Source organism: Pseudoalteromonas sp. EB27, from assembly GCF_001974875.1.
Classification (GTDB): Bacteria; Pseudomonadota; Gammaproteobacteria; order Enterobacterales; family Alteromonadaceae; genus Pseudoalteromonas.
Map to the genome: position 1 here is coordinate 1 of NZ_MTQD01000003.1, position 16,599 is coordinate 16,599.

14 protein-coding genes and 2 pseudogenes are annotated in these 16,599 nt (G+C 39.0%); 8 read left to right on the top strand and 8 right to left on the bottom strand.

Going from position 1 to position 16,599, the window contains the following annotated elements:
- Window positions 1–679: 679 nt before the first annotated feature.
- The 5 genes and pseudogenes from BW142_RS04230 to BW142_RS20920 all read left to right on the top strand — a co-directional run bounded on the left by BW142_RS04230 (window position 680) and on the right by BW142_RS20920 (window position 4,039).
- Window positions 680–1,294 (top strand): trimeric intracellular cation channel family protein, encoded by a 615-nt coding sequence (locus BW142_RS04230; protein WP_076924004.1) that lies wholly within the window; start codon window positions 680–682, stop codon window positions 1,292–1,294.
- A gap of 34 nt (window positions 1,295–1,328) precedes the next feature.
- Window positions 1,329–1,976 (top strand): annotated as a pseudogene (locus tag BW142_RS04235) (magnesium chelatase domain-containing protein); the annotation flags it as partial.
- A 118-nt stretch (window positions 1,977–2,094) separates the two neighbouring features.
- Window positions 2,095–2,922 carry an HNH endonuclease gene (locus BW142_RS04240; protein ID WP_171972309.1) on the top strand — a complete coding sequence of 276 codons (828 nt, stop codon included), beginning with the start codon at window positions 2,095–2,097 and terminating at the stop codon, window positions 2,920–2,922.
- On the top strand, window positions 2,906–3,259 hold the full coding sequence (locus BW142_RS04245) for a nucleotide pyrophosphohydrolase (RefSeq protein ID WP_076924006.1): 354 nt from the start codon (window positions 2,906–2,908) through the stop codon (window positions 3,257–3,259). The genes BW142_RS04240 and BW142_RS04245 overlap by 17 nt, the downstream gene beginning before the upstream one ends.
- A gap of 78 nt (window positions 3,260–3,337) precedes the next feature.
- A complete protein-coding gene (locus BW142_RS20920; protein ID WP_363925746.1) occupies window positions 3,338–4,039 on the top strand; it encodes an endonuclease in 702 nt (233 codons plus the stop codon).
- Between the two features lie 264 nt (window positions 4,040–4,303).
- Here BW142_RS20920 and BW142_RS04255 read toward each other — a convergent pair whose 3' ends face one another.
- Both BW142_RS04255 and BW142_RS04260 read right to left on the bottom strand, forming a co-directional pair.
- Entirely contained in the window at window positions 4,304–5,182 is an 879-nt protein-coding gene (locus BW142_RS04255; RefSeq protein WP_076924008.1) for a hypothetical protein, read from the bottom strand.
- Between the two features lie 105 nt (window positions 5,183–5,287).
- Complete coding sequence (locus tag BW142_RS04260; protein ID WP_076924009.1) at window positions 5,288–5,854, bottom strand: recombinase family protein; 567 nt, start codon at window positions 5,852–5,854, stop codon at window positions 5,288–5,290.
- Window positions 5,855–6,147: 293 nt separating this feature from the next.
- Between BW142_RS04260 and BW142_RS04265 the strand changes: the two genes are divergently transcribed.
- Window positions 6,148–6,513, top strand: coding sequence for a hypothetical protein (locus BW142_RS04265; RefSeq protein WP_076924010.1), 366 nt, complete (start codon window positions 6,148–6,150; stop codon window positions 6,511–6,513).
- A gap of 151 nt (window positions 6,514–6,664) precedes the next feature.
- Here the strand turns inward: BW142_RS04265 and BW142_RS04270 are convergent, their stop codons facing one another.
- From BW142_RS04270 to BW142_RS04280, 3 genes are all read right to left on the bottom strand, one after another.
- Window positions 6,665–7,393, bottom strand: a complete 729-nt coding sequence (locus BW142_RS04270; protein ID WP_076924011.1) for an adenylate/guanylate cyclase domain-containing protein — start codon at window positions 7,391–7,393, stop codon at window positions 6,665–6,667.
- Window positions 7,393–7,917 (bottom strand): Pycsar system effector family protein, encoded by a 525-nt coding sequence (locus BW142_RS04275; protein WP_076924012.1) that lies wholly within the window; start codon window positions 7,915–7,917, stop codon window positions 7,393–7,395. The genes BW142_RS04270 and BW142_RS04275 overlap by 1 nt, the downstream gene beginning before the upstream one ends.
- Window positions 7,918–8,218: 301 nt before the next feature.
- Window positions 8,219–9,751, bottom strand: a complete 1,533-nt coding sequence (locus tag BW142_RS04280; protein ID WP_076924013.1) for a recombinase family protein — start codon at window positions 9,749–9,751, stop codon at window positions 8,219–8,221.
- A gap of 53 nt (window positions 9,752–9,804) precedes the next feature.
- Here BW142_RS04280 and BW142_RS04285 point away from each other — a divergent pair.
- A pseudogene (locus tag BW142_RS04285) lies at window positions 9,805–10,671 on the top strand (ATP-binding protein); the annotation flags it as partial.
- On the opposite strand, the gene BW142_RS04290 reads toward BW142_RS04285, so the two are convergent.
- Window positions 10,668–11,372, bottom strand: coding sequence for a response regulator transcription factor (locus BW142_RS04290; protein ID WP_076924014.1), 705 nt, complete (start codon window positions 11,370–11,372; stop codon window positions 10,668–10,670). The pseudogene BW142_RS04285 and the gene BW142_RS04290 sit on opposite strands and share 4 nt — an antisense overlap.
- A 216-nt stretch (window positions 11,373–11,588) precedes the next feature.
- The gene (locus BW142_RS04295) at window positions 11,589–14,084 is read right to left on the bottom strand and encodes a prolyl oligopeptidase family serine peptidase (protein WP_076924015.1); all 2,496 of its coding nucleotides are present in this window, start codon (window positions 14,082–14,084) and stop codon (window positions 11,589–11,591) included.
- An 84-nt stretch (window positions 14,085–14,168) separates the two neighbouring features.
- Here BW142_RS04295 and BW142_RS04300 point away from each other — a divergent pair, with 84 nt between their 5' ends.
- The gene (locus tag BW142_RS04300; protein WP_024590554.1) at window positions 14,169–15,245 is read left to right on the top strand and encodes a hemolysin family protein; all 1,077 of its coding nucleotides are present in this window, start codon (window positions 14,169–14,171) and stop codon (window positions 15,243–15,245) included.
- 32 nt (window positions 15,246–15,277) lie between these two features.
- On the opposite strand, the gene BW142_RS04305 is transcribed toward BW142_RS04300, so the two are convergent.
- The gene (locus BW142_RS04305; protein ID WP_076924016.1) at window positions 15,278–16,489 is read right to left on the bottom strand and encodes an EAL domain-containing response regulator; all 1,212 of its coding nucleotides are present in this window, start codon (window positions 16,487–16,489) and stop codon (window positions 15,278–15,280) included.
- Window positions 16,490–16,599: the final 110 nt, after the last annotated feature.

The window sequence follows — 16,599 nt, forward strand, 5'->3', positions numbered from 1 at the left end:
GTTCACCTTTTATAAGTTCAGGCTCCCGCAACCACTGAAATAAATAAGAATGAAACGACACGCTTAAAGCGTGTTTTTTTATGTCTAAAATTTGGTGTGTATATTGTGGCTCATAACCCGAAGGTCGTCGGTTCGCTTTTTACAAACTCAGGCTCCCGCAACCACTGAAATAAATAAGAATGAAACGACACGCTTAAAGCGTGTTTTTTTATGTCTAAAATTTGGTGTGTATATTGTGGCTCATAACCCGAAGGTCGTCGGTTCACTTTTTACAAACTCAGGCTCCCGCAACCACTGAAATAAATAAGAATGAAACGACACGCTTAAAGCGTGTTTTTTTATGTCTAAAATTTGGTGTGTATATTGTGGCTCATAACCCGAAGGTCGCCGGTTCACCTTTTATAAGTTCAGGCTCCCGCAACCATTGAAATAAATAAGAATGGAACAACATACTTAAAGCGTGTTTTTTATACCTGAAATTTGATGAGTGTGGTGATTTAGCTTATAGGTTAAAGATCGTCTTCACAGCATGAGGCATTCACTACTCATAAGCACAAGCTCCCGCCTCCCTGAGATACACTTAACAAAAGTTATAAACGACTTAAAATAAATCGTTATTACTTAAAACTTTGTTTAGTTTGTGTTAAAACGGCACAAATATTTTTGGGTTGTTACAAATATGACTGAACTTTACCACTGGTTTGATTTAATAGGTATTGCGGTGTTTGCTGTATCGGGCACTTTACTAGCGTACGAAAAAAAAATGGATGGCTTTGGGGTCGTAGTTTTAGCGACGGTAACTGCTATTGGTGGTGGTACAGTGCGAGATCTAATTTTAGATGTTCCTGTCTTTTGGTTACAAGATCAAAGTTACTTTTTTGCCATACTAGCTTCAGTATTTGTTACAACGCGCCTTATAAATAAGCAAAAGCCGATACCTCATTATATTTTACAAACAGCGGATGCGTTTGGTTTAGCTTTTTTTGCAGTAATGGGGGCACAAAAAGCGCAGCTTGTTGGTATGCCCGATATGACTGCGGTAATTATGGCTGTAATTACAGGCTGCTTTGGTGGATTAATTCGAGATGTGCTTGCACGCGAAATCCCTATGCTATTAAAAGGTGAGCTTTACGCTATTACCTGTATAGCGGGTGGCACTGTTTATACGCTTGGCATTAGTTTTTCGTTAGCAACCGAAATGGCGATGGTATTAGGTATGTTAATGACCTTATTACTTCGTTTGGCTGCTATAAAATGGCAAATCACATTACACGTTTTTAAATATCCTGACTAAACTGGTGTAATCACACCATTTACTAGGATAAGGAATGTCGTTAGCTCGTATATTTTCTCGTGCTCAAGTGGGTATAAATGCCCCTGAAGTTATTGTAGAAGTTCACCTAGGCAATGGGTTACCCGCTTTTCATATTGTAGGCCTGCCCGAAGCGTCCGTTAAAGAATCAAAAGACAGAGTGCGTAGCGCACTCGAAAACTCTCAATTTGGTTTTCCCGACCAACGAATAACCGTAAATTTAGCCCCAGCTGACTTGCCAAAAGATGGTGGCCGGTTTGATCTTGCTATTGCGGTGGGTATTTTAGTCGCCTCTGGGCAAATAGTGTGCCCTGATATTCATAAGTACGAGTTTTATGGTGAGCTTGCTCTTAATGGTGAGGTGCGTGGTGTAAACGCTATTTTACCTTCGGTACTTGCTGCAAAAGAGCAAGATCGTTGCTGCTTTTTACCTCTTGCAAACGACAGCCTAGCAAGCCTAGTTAATGGCGTTAAACGCAAAGCCGTAAGCTCTATTCAAGAAGTGTGGGGGGATTTACTTAATCAACAACCCTTACCATTAAATATAGAGTATCCCGACTGCACACAAGCCCCTGACTTTTTACTCGATTTAAGCGATGTGAAAGGTCAGCCCGGTGCAAAGCGAGTACTCGAAATTGCTGCAGCTGGCGGGCATAATTTACTTAATTAAATGTCTAATAGACCCATAAAGTATTTAAAGTAAATATTAGAGAATTACTTTAATATAAGTAGCAAAGGATTAGCAGAAAGAAGACAGGACTATTATGATTTGGGCTATATACGTGTCAGACAAACCACATTCACGAATTAACTTCCCGATTGGGATGAGCAATGGTGTATGGGGTGTCCATGATACGAAAAAAGATTCAATCTCTAAGGTTAAAGTAGGGGATATAGTATCCTTTGTTTATTCAATTTCATGGTTAAAAGCAGAGGGTAAACCACCTAGAGGCTTCTCTCGGGTCAGTAAAGAAAATGTACATAACTTTAGAGGTGTTGTGCAGCAGCTCATTACAGGAAAGGTTACAAGGTCTTACTACTCTTCGGAGGCTGAGGTGTGGCCTGATGATAAATACCCCCATAGATTTGATTTTGAAATTATCGAACGGCATGAAGGTGGGGTCTACTTCGGTGATGAATTTTTCCACAATGATTTCGTTGAAGCTGTGCGTTATTCAGCGTGTACGCAAGGCTCTATTACTCCCGTATCTAATATCGAACAACTTACTGAAATTAAGGTGGTTGAAGATAATGAAGAGGTCTCTGAAGAGCATTCAGGACATGAGGGAAAGCCTATATGGCGGCTGCATAAATCACGAGAAAGAGACTCAAAATTAGTACGAAAAAAGAAAGAAGAAGCCCTAAAAAATGCGGGTAAACTTGAGTGTGAAGTTTGCCAAATGGACTTTGAGAAAACGTATGGAGCAATCGGTTATGGATTTGCGGAGTGCCATCATGTTAACCCTCTAGCCTTCAGAAATGAGAATGAAGAAACTAAGCTTAAAGAGTTGGCAATCTTATGTGCTAATTGCCACCGAATGATTCATCGCCAAAAGCCGTGGATGTCCATCTCAGAGTTACGGAAAGTTTATAATGAGCAAAACAATTAAAGACATACAAAATAACTTGAAAGACTTTGCTATCGAAAGGGACTGGGAGCAGTTCCACTCCCCCAAAAACCTCAGTATGGCTTTAGCTGTAGAGGTTAGTGAGCTACAGGAGCACTTTCAATGGTTAACAGAAGAGCAGTCTTACTTAGAAGGTAATGAGGTTACAAAGGAGGCGGTGCAAGAAGAGCTTGCGGATGTTTTTCTGTATTTGGTTAGGCTTTGTGACCAATTAGATGTAGATATTATTGAATCGGCTAATAAGAAAATCAAAGTAAACGCTGCTAAGTACCCTACTGAGCTTTGTATGGGGAAGTCTTTAAAATATAACCAGCTTTAAATTGTGTAGGGGTTATTAGTCATAACTCTTTCGATAGAAGGGTAATTTTATAATGAAAACGCTGATGGAATTTTAAAAGTGAGGTGCTTACTTCTTCTATTACTAACTTTATTGTCGGTTAACTCAACATGCGCACATTTCATCCCCAGCTCTTGGACTAAAGCTAAGCAGTTGGCTAGGGATGTAGTTTACTCCGATAATGCTATTACACAGTATTGTGGATGTTCGTATGAGCCTAAAGGAGTTAGTGGTGGCGTCGTAGATACGGTTTCATGTGGTTATGACGGCTCTAATATAAAGCATCGTAATGCTATAAATGTTCTTGATTGGGAGCATGTTGTGCCTGCCTCTTTGACACCAGCTAAAGAAATGAATTGTTGGGTTAATGGCAGTCGTAATATATGCGAAAGAACTTCTAAAGAGGCTAAAGCTATCATTTTTGACCTTCATAACCTCGTACCATCAATAGGGCAAACTAATCGAATCAGGTCTAACTCAAGGTATGGGATTATCGAAGGGGAAGAGCAAAAGCTGGGTTTATGTGATTTTGAATGGTCTAAAGGTATTACTGAACCGTCGGAACGAATTCGAGGTGAATTGGCTAGAGTGTGGTTGTATATGAGTTATAGACACAATGTCGTTATGCCTGAAGGTGAGCGCCTAATGTTTCTTAGGTGGTCTCTTAGTGACCCTCCTGATGAGTGGGAATATACTAGGAATGCTAGGATTAAGGAGCTTCAAGGTAACTCTAATATATTCATCGATATGTTTAAATATTAGTTTAATTGAGCAGTAAATCGTGACGAGTGACGTTAATAGCCTAGCGAGCATTCATTAGATAAGTGATTACTTAGTGTTTGTTCGTGTTAGCTGTTAACACCTGAAGAGGCATCTTATACAACACTATACGAGTTTATACTGTAAGCTTATCGAGCATAAGTTTGAATATAATCAGGTTTACTGCATGGTTCGGAAACCCCTGTAGGCCTTATATATAAAGACCTGCAGAGGAATTCTTATGTATAACTATAGGATAGGGCTGAACTAGAACGCAGCGACTTCCTTCTCTAGTTGCTTTCTAGCTTCTTTCGCCATTTTGACTCGCTCATGAGGTAATGTGAAGTCATACTCAATCATTGAGTTGTCACATTGAGTGCCATGTTGAGCCAGTTCTTTAAGAGCTAACGTACCACCAACCTTAAAAAACGTGTCATAGACTCCATTGGCTAGGCGCTCTATGGTTTGTGGCGGGTGATTTGTAATTGTTTGAGTTACAGGGTACCCAAGCCTCTTTAGCTCTTTAGAAAGTGTCGTTGATATATTTACCCCACTAGATGTGAACTCTGTTAAAGCCTCTCCTTTTTTTTGAGGTATTAAGCAAAACTCAGCAGCTAGTAAAGGTAAGTTGTAACGCTCACGACATATGTCTTTAAAGTTGCTGTCAGTTATGTTTTCACCTTTAAGTACGGATTGTTTAGAGGTAAATGGGAAGGGAAGGTTTGAATGCTCTCTGTTGAGTTTTGCAGGTGCAATCATTAGATTAGCGTATGTGAGTTTACCTACAAGTTCTCCTTCCCCTTTGATTGGGTCGATATGGCATAGGTGGTAATCGTAGGTTTTAGTAACCTCTTGACCATCACTTTTAAATCCGCATGCTTGACGGTAGAATTTCCATAGGTGGAGTAGTGCTCTTAGCTCATTGGTATCACTAGGTATTGAGTTAGTGCATTGGCGCTGGAAAGCTCTTCGTAGCCACTGACCAAAAGAGCTACTAAAGAATTTATAGTCTATAGTCTTGGAATGGCAGTCTTGGCATATCTTAATGGTAGAGCGGCGTTGCTTACCTGTAATTGGATTGGTTGTGAGGGCTTTTACCCTGCGTTTACCGCACTCTTTACAGGTAACAACCTGTTGTTTTGACATTAATATGATTCCTTAATTGTCTTTATGTTTGATGCACAAATGAATTAGCGAACGATTCAAACTTACGTATCGCTGTGCTGATATGGTGATTTTTGAGGGAATGAGCTATTTGCTATTCTTAGACTCTTTTATAATGCGACTTACTGAGCTTACTGCAATATTGTGCTTTGAGGCTGTTTTACGTACTGAAAGGCCGTTGTTGATGTCTCTCATTATCTCTTGTCTATCTATGCTCGCACTACGACCTTTATAAAGACCTTTCTGCTTTGCGGCCTCAATACCTTCACGCTGTCGCTCTAATATAAGTTCACGTTCAAATTGAGCTACTGCACCCAACATGGTAAGCATTAAGTTATTCATTGAGTTTTCACCACCAGCGGAAAAGGTTAAGTTTTCCTTTATAAACCTGATGCTTACACCTTTTGATTTAAGGCTTTCGACAATCTCTAAGAGGTCTTTCGTATTACGTGCCAGCCTATCCATAGAGTGAACAACAACCTCGTCACCCTCACGAACATGATTAAGCATAGCGTTAAGTTGGGGGCGCTCAGTGCTCTTTGCTGAGGCTTTCTCAATAAATTCCTTGTCATAGCTTACATTCACAAGTTGTCTGTCAGTGGATTGCTGAGAGGACGAGACACGAATATATGCGACTGTTTGATGCTTACTCATTATGAGTGTGTTCCTTTATAAGTCTAAGACCCATAAATGATATCGTGCCGATAATAATAAATCAACTTTAATGGGAACGGTTTTGTGTTCTTTTGAGTGTACTCATTTAGTATACCTTTATAGGCACATTATATAAGTAAGCTGGGGGGGGTAAACAGAGGTGGATTGAGCGAACAAGCTGAGATATATAAAGTTAGTCTAACTTTGTTATCAAACTCACTACTGCAACATTCATTTACAAATCAATAGGTTATGTGTATATTGTTGTGAATTGTATTGAAGGGGTTATAGTTATGACTAAATCAGAAAAAGCGCAAAAGATTAAATCTTACCTTTGTAGTGGTGACGATAAGTGGCTCTCATATGATTCAACCTTAAAGGGTTGTATCGGTTTTAAAGTTGATGGATTAGCAAGGGTAATTAAAATCTCCTCATATTCTTCTGTCACTAGCGGGTACGAAGAGGTAGCTAGAGAGGTTAAGAATGCAGGCTTAGACCATGGGCGATGCTTGGAAGTCGTTGATAATTACCTTAGGGTGGCTCGAGAGCGTCGGGAGTCGTTTGAGCAGCTCAGAAGAGAGTTGAATGAGGTGTTTGAAGAGAAGGTTCAGCAGCGTGTGGATAAGGCGTTACAAGGGCAGCGAGAGAGCAGCTGTTGAATATCAATATAATAATACTTAGCGATTTAGCCTAAAAATCAAACTTTTCAAAACAACGTTTTGTTCAAAAAGCATGGTACGACGCAATCGCTAACTTTATCTATTACCTCCGACCCTCCCCCGCAGCGTGGTGTGGTGCCAAAGCTTTATTTTATGTGACTTCAATATGGTAGGTGGTGAAATAATACACTTTTTGAACATCGTTATATTCAATTGTAGCTTGTTGCCATATGTCTTTCTTTACATCATTCCCAAGCCAATCTTTCTCTGTAGTATACTTAACCCTATCCTCTAAGTTGTTGTAAACAATCTGTGAAATACCAATGTCATTATGATGCTTATCACCAATCTTTACTGATTTATTAATGGCATTTCCAATCCATACAAGGTCACGGTTATTTTCACCTGCTATACCCACTTTAGAGCACAGGATATCTCCATAGTGAATACCTATACCAAAATCAACGGCAGTATATTTTTCCATTTTCCTTTTTACTTTTGAATCTGGAGATGTGAGCATCCATTTCATTTGCATCGCTGCTGAGACAGCATCGCTTAACCTAGTTACGGTCTTCCCTTGAAACAATACAAGCATACCATCACCATTAAAGCTTCTAACTTCACCATTAAGGCTTTTGGCGATCGTCACAATAGTATGAAAATATGCTTTGTGGATTTTAGCTACCGAAGTTCTATTATGCTTATTTAGGATAGCAGTCGAACCACGCATATCAATATATAGGACTGTAGCGGTTAGTCTTAAGCCCTTATTTCCAAAGGTTAATTTTTTATCATTAATGTCTGGAATATATGTAACCTCAGTTACTTCAAATGTATCATCGATTATTTCGGTTACTTTATTATCAATGCCTGATTTCATTATTTCTTTTCCCTAAGAAGGTAGATGAGTATTGTGATGGCTGGAGATATTACAGAAGCCAGAGTAAACCAAATTGCTGCATTAAAGTAATTGTACTTACGATTAGCAATAGTCGCGTTGGTTATAATCTGAAATGCCAAATCTTTTTGGTAGCCAGTAAAATCAGGCGTTTTTTCGCCAATCTTATCTGCTAGTTTGGTTAAATACGATGACGTGGAATATTTCGCAATGTGCCCAAAAAATAAAATATTATCATTATCGTATTTTCCTTTAGGTTTTGACTCCCAAGGCATGTTCAGTGCAGGCATAACTGATAATAAACATATTGATAGGGATATAAGGCTCAATAAGCTACAAAATATCAAATAGTAACTCGCATAGCAGTTGATATTTTCACTTAAGCTGAGTCTACTAAACCCAAAAATTAGAGCTCCATTTCCTGCGATTAATGTTGCAGATTTAGTTTCTGCATATTTGAGCCAGTCATTTATATTTGAAAAGATGGCACTTAATTTTTCATCCATGCTACGATTTTTTCCTCCAGTAATTTAGCCGTCTTGTTGGGACTGCTATTCTATTTTTACATCATGCTCTTATGTGGTGAACCTTTATTAGTAACAAATCGAATTAACCATTACCAACAATAAATATGATGTCGAGATTAGGTTATCTCACAAAAGAAAAGAGTTCCTCACAGTATTGTGAGTCTAAACACAAAAGTGTTGATTAAAACAATGCCCACATCACCCTTTTACTAACTGTCAGGTGAAGGCTAAACTTATTGGTTAAGACTAAAAAGAGCAATAGCAAAGTTGAAGTTGGTGGTTAGGCTTCTACCTTAAAACTCATTCCGTCACCTGAAGTCCATATCTCAGTATTCTCATCATAACTCAAATGTATATCGTCACCCTCATTCACTAAGATATCAATAGACTTCTTGCTAGGGTAAAGCACGATGGTTTTTAGCTGTCGCTTAAGGTGCTGGTGGAGCTTTAGTCGTTCAGATTGCTCGTTTATGTTCCCTGTGAGTTCAGTAAGGTCTAAAGGCTCATCATTAATAGCCTTAGCTGCTTGTATGTCGGCTAGCTCTCGACTTACCTCACTAATGCGGCTTTCTTTGTTACGGATAGCTTTACTAATGTATGTGCTAAAACCATTCTCATCGATGTCTTGAAGTAGTTCATCTATTTGCTTTTGCAGTGTTATTAATTCACCTTCTAGACTCATGGTTCTAGCTGTGTCCTCAGGCTTTTTGGCATAAGGTGTAAGCAGGTTTTGTAGTGCTATTAGAATAACCCATTGGGTATAGTAATAACGGTGACTAGTGTACTTACAGCCCCCGCCATATCTCGCGAGGCTACATACTAAGTAGTAACCACCTTTGGGTGAACTCCCTTTATTTACAAATTGAACAGATGAACCACACTCGCAGGATATAAAACCCGAGAAGATGTTCCTTGTTAAACCCTTTTTAATTGAACCTGTGCTACCTGTTCTTCTGCTTTTAATGCCTGCTTGGGATTTATACCATAAGCTCTCATCTATTATGGCAGGGTAATAGTCTTTGATGACCTCTCCTGTAGGTTCACGTTTACCTAAAGAGTTGTTTATGTGGGGATGGTATTCGCCAAGAGCAATGCGACCATTAAGTATTTTAGTTATATAAGATGGGTGCCATTTGCTTGCTCTAGAGCTAATAGGAAGAATGCCCTCATCATTTAACTTTCTAACAATAGCAGCTTTTCCGTAACCCTCAGCTGACAGTAGGAATATGTACTTAACTACAACAGCTTTTTCCATTGATATTAGTATATCTTTTTTATCATCGCTGTAGTGTAACCAAGCGGGTAGAGGTGACCCCATTAACTCTGTGGCAGCTCTTTTCTGTTTCTTGTGCCACGCATCGCCTACACGTTTACTCTTTGTAGCAGACTCCTCATGAGCGCGACTCATGGATACAAGCGATATCATAAGGGCTTGCATATTCATCTCACCCTTTTTATACACTTGCCTATCCATTAGCGTGACGACTGTTATACCGAGGTCAACAATAGTCATAAGGAGCATAAGTGAGGTTTCAACAGGTTGGCGGCTCATGCGGTCAAAGCTCTCAATGAGTAAATAGCTACCTTGTTCTATCGCTCCTTCTTTTACTGCCTCTATAAACTTACCTAACTCGCCATCTGAGGAGTTCTTACCTTTATAGCCACTAACACCTAAGTCTCTAAATGAGAGACTCTGAAGAGCTAATCCATTACTATTAGCGTATTCTTGTGCGCTTTCTAGTTGGCGTTTAAGACTTCTTCCTTCGATTTGTCCTTTGGTGCTGAAGCGAATGTAACTATATGCTTTATTCATAAATCTTAATTTTCTGCAGTTGAATACTGATGGGTCTATTAGGGTATTATAACCTATTTTTAGGTCCTCCAGGTACTGGTAAATCGATGCTGGCCCAGCGAATGGCAACTATAATGCCTACTATGTCGGACGATGAAGCTATTTCGACAGCTGCGCTTTACTCTATTATTGGGCAATCCATAGATTTAACTAATTGGCGACAGCGGCCATTTCGTAATCCACATCATACTTGTTCAGCTGTTGCCTTGGTGGGGGGCTCTTCGAATCCTAAACCTGGTGAAATTTCTCTGGCACATAACGGTGTGCTCTTCTTAGATGAGTTACCGGAATTCGAGCGTAAGGTACTTGATTCACTGCGTGAGCCAATGGAAACCGGTACGGTTACTATTTCACGTGCAGCTAGGCAAATGGAGTTTCCGGCGCAGTTTCAGCTTATTACAGCATTAAATCCAAGTCCAACAGGAAGTCATACAGATAAGCGGGCAACTCCCGATCAAGTTATGCGTTATTTATCGCGCGTGTCGGGGCCTTTTATTGACCGTATTGATTTGCAAATAGAACTGCCTCGTCTAACGAGCGTTGAACTACAAAGTACTCAGCCAGAGGAAAGTAGTGCTGAGGTTAGAGCAAGAGTTGAAGCGGCTTATTACCTACAGTTAAAACGCCAAGGTAAGGTTAATGCGAGGCTTAATAATAAAGAAATGAGTGTGCACTGTGTACTGGCGCCAGCAGAGTTGCAGTTTTTAGCCAGAGCAAGCGAAAAGTTGTCTTTATCGCCACGCTCTTACCATAGAGTGATTAAAGTGGCGCGGACTATTAGTGATTTAAACGGGGCTGAAAATATTAGTTTAAATGAGCTTAAGGAAGCACTTAATTACCGTGCATTTGAGCGCCTTATTGCGCAATTAACTAAATATTAAATAGAGAGCATATAGCCTTTACCGCGAACGGTAACAATACGTTTTTGATCTTTTTCGTCATTTAATTTTTTACGTAAACGACCAATAAGCACATCAACAGTACGATCGTTTGGACTCCAATCGGGCTGGCCTATTTCTTCTGATATTTTTTCACGGGATGTAGCTTTACCTGCATTACTAATTAAGCAAATAAGCACTTTATGTTCGGCTTCAGTTAAGCGTGATTCAACGCCTGCAGCAGTAATTAATGTGCGGTTATCGGGGTGAAGCTTAAAGTCAGCATATTCTATAAACTCTTCGCTTTCGTCGTCTTCTAGGTTAACGGCAACACGCTTATAGAGCGCGCGCATGCGAAGTTCTAACTCAAGTAAATCGACAGGCTTACAAATATAGTCATCGGCACCTTGTGCAAGGCCTGCAATACGATCGGCTTGGGAGTCACGACTCGATAATACAATAACGCCAATATCGGTAAGTGTGTTTAATTCTTTTGCGAGTTGAAGCCCATCGCGCTTTGGCAAAACAATGTCAATTATGGCTAATGATATAGCACCGCGCAGGTTTACCCGCTGCCTTACAATGCTAAGTGCATCAGCGCCAGTTGGGTCTACCTCTATTGTAAATTCGGTATCTGAAAAGTGATTTTGGATGCGTTTAACGAGTAGTTCATCGTCTTCAACCAATAAAACATTAATAGCCATAGTACTTTATTTTGAATGCTTATAGCTCTGTATGGTAGCACCATTAGGTAAATGCTGAGAAGGGGGTTTATTAGTTTTAAGTAACTTAATATTTCAAAGGTGTAGAAGGTGTTATTAGAGGATGAGATTAGCACCTTTAAACTAATTAAAAGGTGCTAAGTAATTAATACTACAATTAATAAATCTGTATTAAGTCGTTATTTAGAAGAAGCAGACTCAGTCATTTTTATACATTGAGTCCCACCATTGAGGTTCATCTTTTAGCTTTTTATCAAAGTATGCGAGCATGGTGTTCCACCAATCAAATCGTTTATCGCGTGCAAATATTTGATGATCGGCGCCTTTGTATTCGATTAACTCTACGTCCTTATTAAGCAGTTTAAGCGCAGTGTACATTGTTAAGCTTTCGCCAACAGGTACATTGGTATCACTATCACCATGAAGAAGTAGCATAGGTGTTGTTACTTTGTCGGCATGAAACACAGGGCTGTGCTGGCTGTAAAGCTCAGGGTTATTCCACGGAAAGCTATTTTTTGATGCTTCGCCAGAATATAGGTAGCCCCACCAACCTTCACCCCAATATGAGGTAATGTTAGAAATACCTGCATGGGCAATGGAGGCACTAAATATATCGGTTTTAGTTGCTAGTAGCATGGTCATAAATCCACCGTATGATGCCCCTAAATTTCCTACCTTTTCACTATCAACATAGTTGTATTTCTTTAAAAAGGCTTGCGTGCCTTCGATAATATCGTCTGCGGTGTAGTCGCCCCAGGCATTAACATGTTGCGCTGAAAACTTTTGTCCAAACCCTGTTGCGCCAGTAGGTTGTACTACATAAACAACGTAGCCATTTTCTGCCCATAAGTTAAACGGGTAACGACCTGTAAAACCACGCGTAACGGGTGAAGTACCGCCGTAGTAATACACGAGCGCAGGGTGCTTTTTAGTTTTATCTAAGTTGCTAGGAATGTACACACGACCCGTTATTTCGACACCATGTTTATTTTTAAAATTAAACTCTTCTAATGTAGGGAGTCGTGTATTTGCATAGCTACTTGGTTTTGAATCCCATATTAAATCTGTTTTATTTTTACTTACGTTAAGGCGCTTTAGTTGTTGTGGAGCTAAAGCGTTGGTACCACTTAGTAAAATTTCGGTATTACGGTCGTATGAGTAACTAAATTGTTCAACAATATCCAATCCTGTATTTAACTTTTTAAAGCGCTGTTTACTTAAATCAAATAGGTAAAGTGGTTGAGTGTCTTGCTCTGTTACTTTAATGAGCGCATCGCCGTTTTCTAAAACTTGCAGTTGGCCAATAGCGGGGTCGAACTGTTTACTAAGTGCTTTTACGTTTTTACCGCCTTCAGTAAGTAGATAAAGTTGCCCGTCGTAGTTATTGGCAAGCATTGCTTTTGGTAGAGCTCTGCCTGCGCCATTTTTAAAGTCAGGGCCTGCAACTACATAAATGTCTTTATTTGCATATTTAGCTAAATTAAACGTTTTAAATTTACCAAGCGATGAAAGCTTATTTGATTTTAAATCGAGTTCAACTAACTCTGTTTCTGGGTGTGTTGATGCCTGCATTGCCATTACTGGGCGGCTCATTAATATTTTGCCACGGTTACTATTTGAATCTTCAAGGCTGTAAGAAAGAGGACCTTGGCTAAGTGCTTTTGTTAAACCACTTTTAGTATCAAGCATATAAATTTGGCTGGTGGAGCGTGCATACGACCAGCGATCTTGTAGACCTTTATAGTGCTTAGTTAAGCTGTTAGTGTTCTCAGGTGATTTAGACCAGCTAAACAAAAGACTGGTGTCGTTATAAAAGGTAAAGCCATTGGCTCCTTCTAAATCGTTTGCTAATGTTTTTATTGAGAAGTTTTTACGGCTAAGTTGTTTAAGCTCACCATTTAACAAATACACTAAATATTGGTTATCTGGACTCCAAATAATGTTACTTGGTTGGCCTGCTTCGAAGCGATAAAGCGTTTGATTATCTGAATCTTTAAGGACAGTAACTGTATTTGCTTGGTTTTGTGTTTTATCGCTATAAGTGCGAGTAGTAGTAACGTACTGCTTGGCGTTAGGTGCGAGTGATAATTGGCTAATTGTAGGAGCATCAAACAATTGTTTTGCAGATAAGCGCTTTGTTTGTGAGGCGCTAAGCGTAATTTTATCAACCTCGCTTTTAGCTGCAAAATCAAGCATTACGTCGTGCCAATTAGCTACTTGTTGGGCTACTATTAAAATAGAGTGAGTACTGTTATTTAAAGCTAACTTATAGCTATTTTTATCACCTGTTTGTAGTTCGCCATTAATAAATAACTGACCTTGCTCAATCCCTTTTAAGGTAAGCGTACCTTGTGTAAAGCGGGTTGTTTCAATATTAAATTTTAGTGCCTGTAACCCACCTAAAGTGAGCGCATTGATTTTATTAAATGGCTGCCAATTTTGTTTTTTCCCAAATACAGAAAAACTATCTGAGTCTGCTTGTAATTGAGGTAATAGGTTATTAATAATGGCATTACCATGAGGTGTTTGAAAAGGCTTTAACTGCATGTCTTCGGCAAGTGGGCCGATAAACTGAATTTTTGATTTATCCAATGGTGCAGCTATTGCAGCAAAGCTTAAGCTGCTAAGCGTTAAAAGAGTCGCTGCATGCTTAAATAGCTTATTTTGATGACACCATGGTGCGCTAAATTTCATTATTATGCCTATTATTATTGGAAGTTTGGCCAAATATAGCATGTATTGATACCATGCTCACATATCCAATATAGAGGAGAGAAAGTGACTTTACTGATAGTTTATATGGTAGTGGCGATTGTTATTTCGTTTTTATGTTCTGTGATGGAGGCTGTGTTATTAAGTATTTCGCCCAGCTATGTTGCATCACTTAGGAAAGATCATCCTGAGCTTGCTAAACAGCTCGAAAAACTTAAAAACAACATAGATCAGCCTTTAGCTGCTATTTTGACTTTAAATACGGTTGCCCATACTGCGGGTGCTGCTGGGGTCGGCGCACAGGCAGCTGTCGTGTTTTCCGATGCGGCTGTAGGTATTGCATCAGCCATTATGACATTCCTCGTATTAATCCTTTCTGAAATTATTCCTAAAACTTTGGGGGCTAATTACTGGCGAGCTCTAACGCCAAGTGTTACTTACGCTTTGCGGTTTTTAGTTATATCGCTAAAGCCTTTTGTATGGTTTGCACAAAAGCTAACAAATTTAATGGGTCCAAAGCACGATGAGGCTTACTATATTCGTCAAGAGATAGAGGCAATGGCTGATATAGGTACGGAGTCGGGCGCATTACATCAAGATGAGTCTGAAATAATTCGTAATCTATTGCATTTTAGACATGCAAAATTATGCGACTTAATGACGCCTCGAACTGTTATTTTTAAAATCCACAAAGACTTAACCGTTAATCAGTATTTAAACGATCACGGCTCGTCATCATTTTCTCGTATATTGGTATTTGATAAAGACAGCGACGATATTGTAGGGTTTGTGCATAAAAACGATATTATGCTGGCATTTCACCGTTTAGGTACCGATTACAAAATTAGCAAATTGATTAAGCCTATTTATACGGTGCCGAGTTCTCAAAATGTATCGTCGTTACTGCAAACTCTTTTAACAAAGCGCACGCATATATGCCTAGTTGTAGATGAGTACGGTGACGTGCAAGGTATTGTAACGCTAGAGGACATGATTGAAGCTTTAATGGGGCTAGAGATTGTAGATGAGCGTGACCAATCTACTAATATGCGCGCAGTAGCAAGGCAGCGTTGGCACAAACGTTTAGCAAGTAGTGCGCATATAGTCAGTGAAGAAGATAAACACACTCGGGGTGATAATTAGTTAACCAGCCCCGATTAAATATTAATACCGCTTTAAGCGGGGCTACCATCAGTTTTCAGCCAATCTTTAGCCCAAGATATAAATTCGTCTTGTGGTTTAGGACGACTAAATAAAAAACCTTGTATGGCTAGTTTTCTTTTATAGTGCCTTAAATAAACGAGCTCTTCTGGGCGCTCAACACCTTCTGCCACTAAATCTAAATTATCTTTACTCGTAATGTTAAATAACGAACTTACAACCACTTGAGAAAATAAATCTGTTTCTATATGGCTAATGAGTGAGCGGTCTATCTTAATTTCAGTAAAAGGAAGGTTTCGAAGTTGATTCATATTAGTAAAACCAACACCAAAGTCATCTAGCGATATACCAAAGCCGTGCATTCTTAACCTGTTTAGTGTTTCTAATTGCATGAGGCTTGAGAGTGCATGTTGTTCTGTTATTTCTATAATTATATTACTAGGCGTGAGTTGATTTAGTTCTAATATGAGTAGTAATTTATTAGGACAGTTTAGGTCGTCGAGCTGAGTTGGCGATAAGTTAAATGCCATCTTAAAATCATGACCTAGTTGCGCTTTCATATTTTTGAATTCGCTGGTGGCCTTTTCAAAAAGAGAAAATGTAATTTGATTAATTAAGTTATGTTGCTCGGCAATACCTATAAACCGGTTAGGTAAAATAATATTGCCGTCTTTACTTGATAGAATACGCGCTAATACTTCAACGCTCTCAATTCTATTATTATCAGCGTTTATTTTTGGTTGATAAAAAGGCGTTATTTCATCATTTTTTAATGCTTCAATAAGCTCATCTTTTGAAATGGCTGACTCTTTTAATAAAGTATGGCTATTTAATTGCGCTACTTTAATAAGTAACCTACTTACCTGAGATAGTTGCACTGGTTTTGTAATATTACCAATGAGGTGAGCGTTATGTTGCTTGGCAAGGCTGGCAGCTAAACTAATAACTTTATGATCCATTTCAGATACAATAATGATACCGCCTTGATAATGTAGCCCTCCTAAGTGGCGGATTAATTCCATACCATCCATTTCGGGCATATTAAGGTCAGTAAAAATAGCATCAAAGTAGTTTATATCAGAAGCAACTTTTTCGAGGGCTTCAGCAGCACTCAAGCAGGTGACTACATTATCAGACATATTTAATTCATTTAATATGGCTTCCATAACAATCAAAATCGCTTTTGAGTCGTCAACAACTAAAATGTTAGGCACTATTTTGTTCACTGTTATCCCTTTCAATGTATAGCTTATGGTTACTATAAAAGTAGTAGTGTTTTTTTATTTTGTCAGTATCAAATGCTTTTATTTTGAAAATAGTTATAGAACACCTTCAC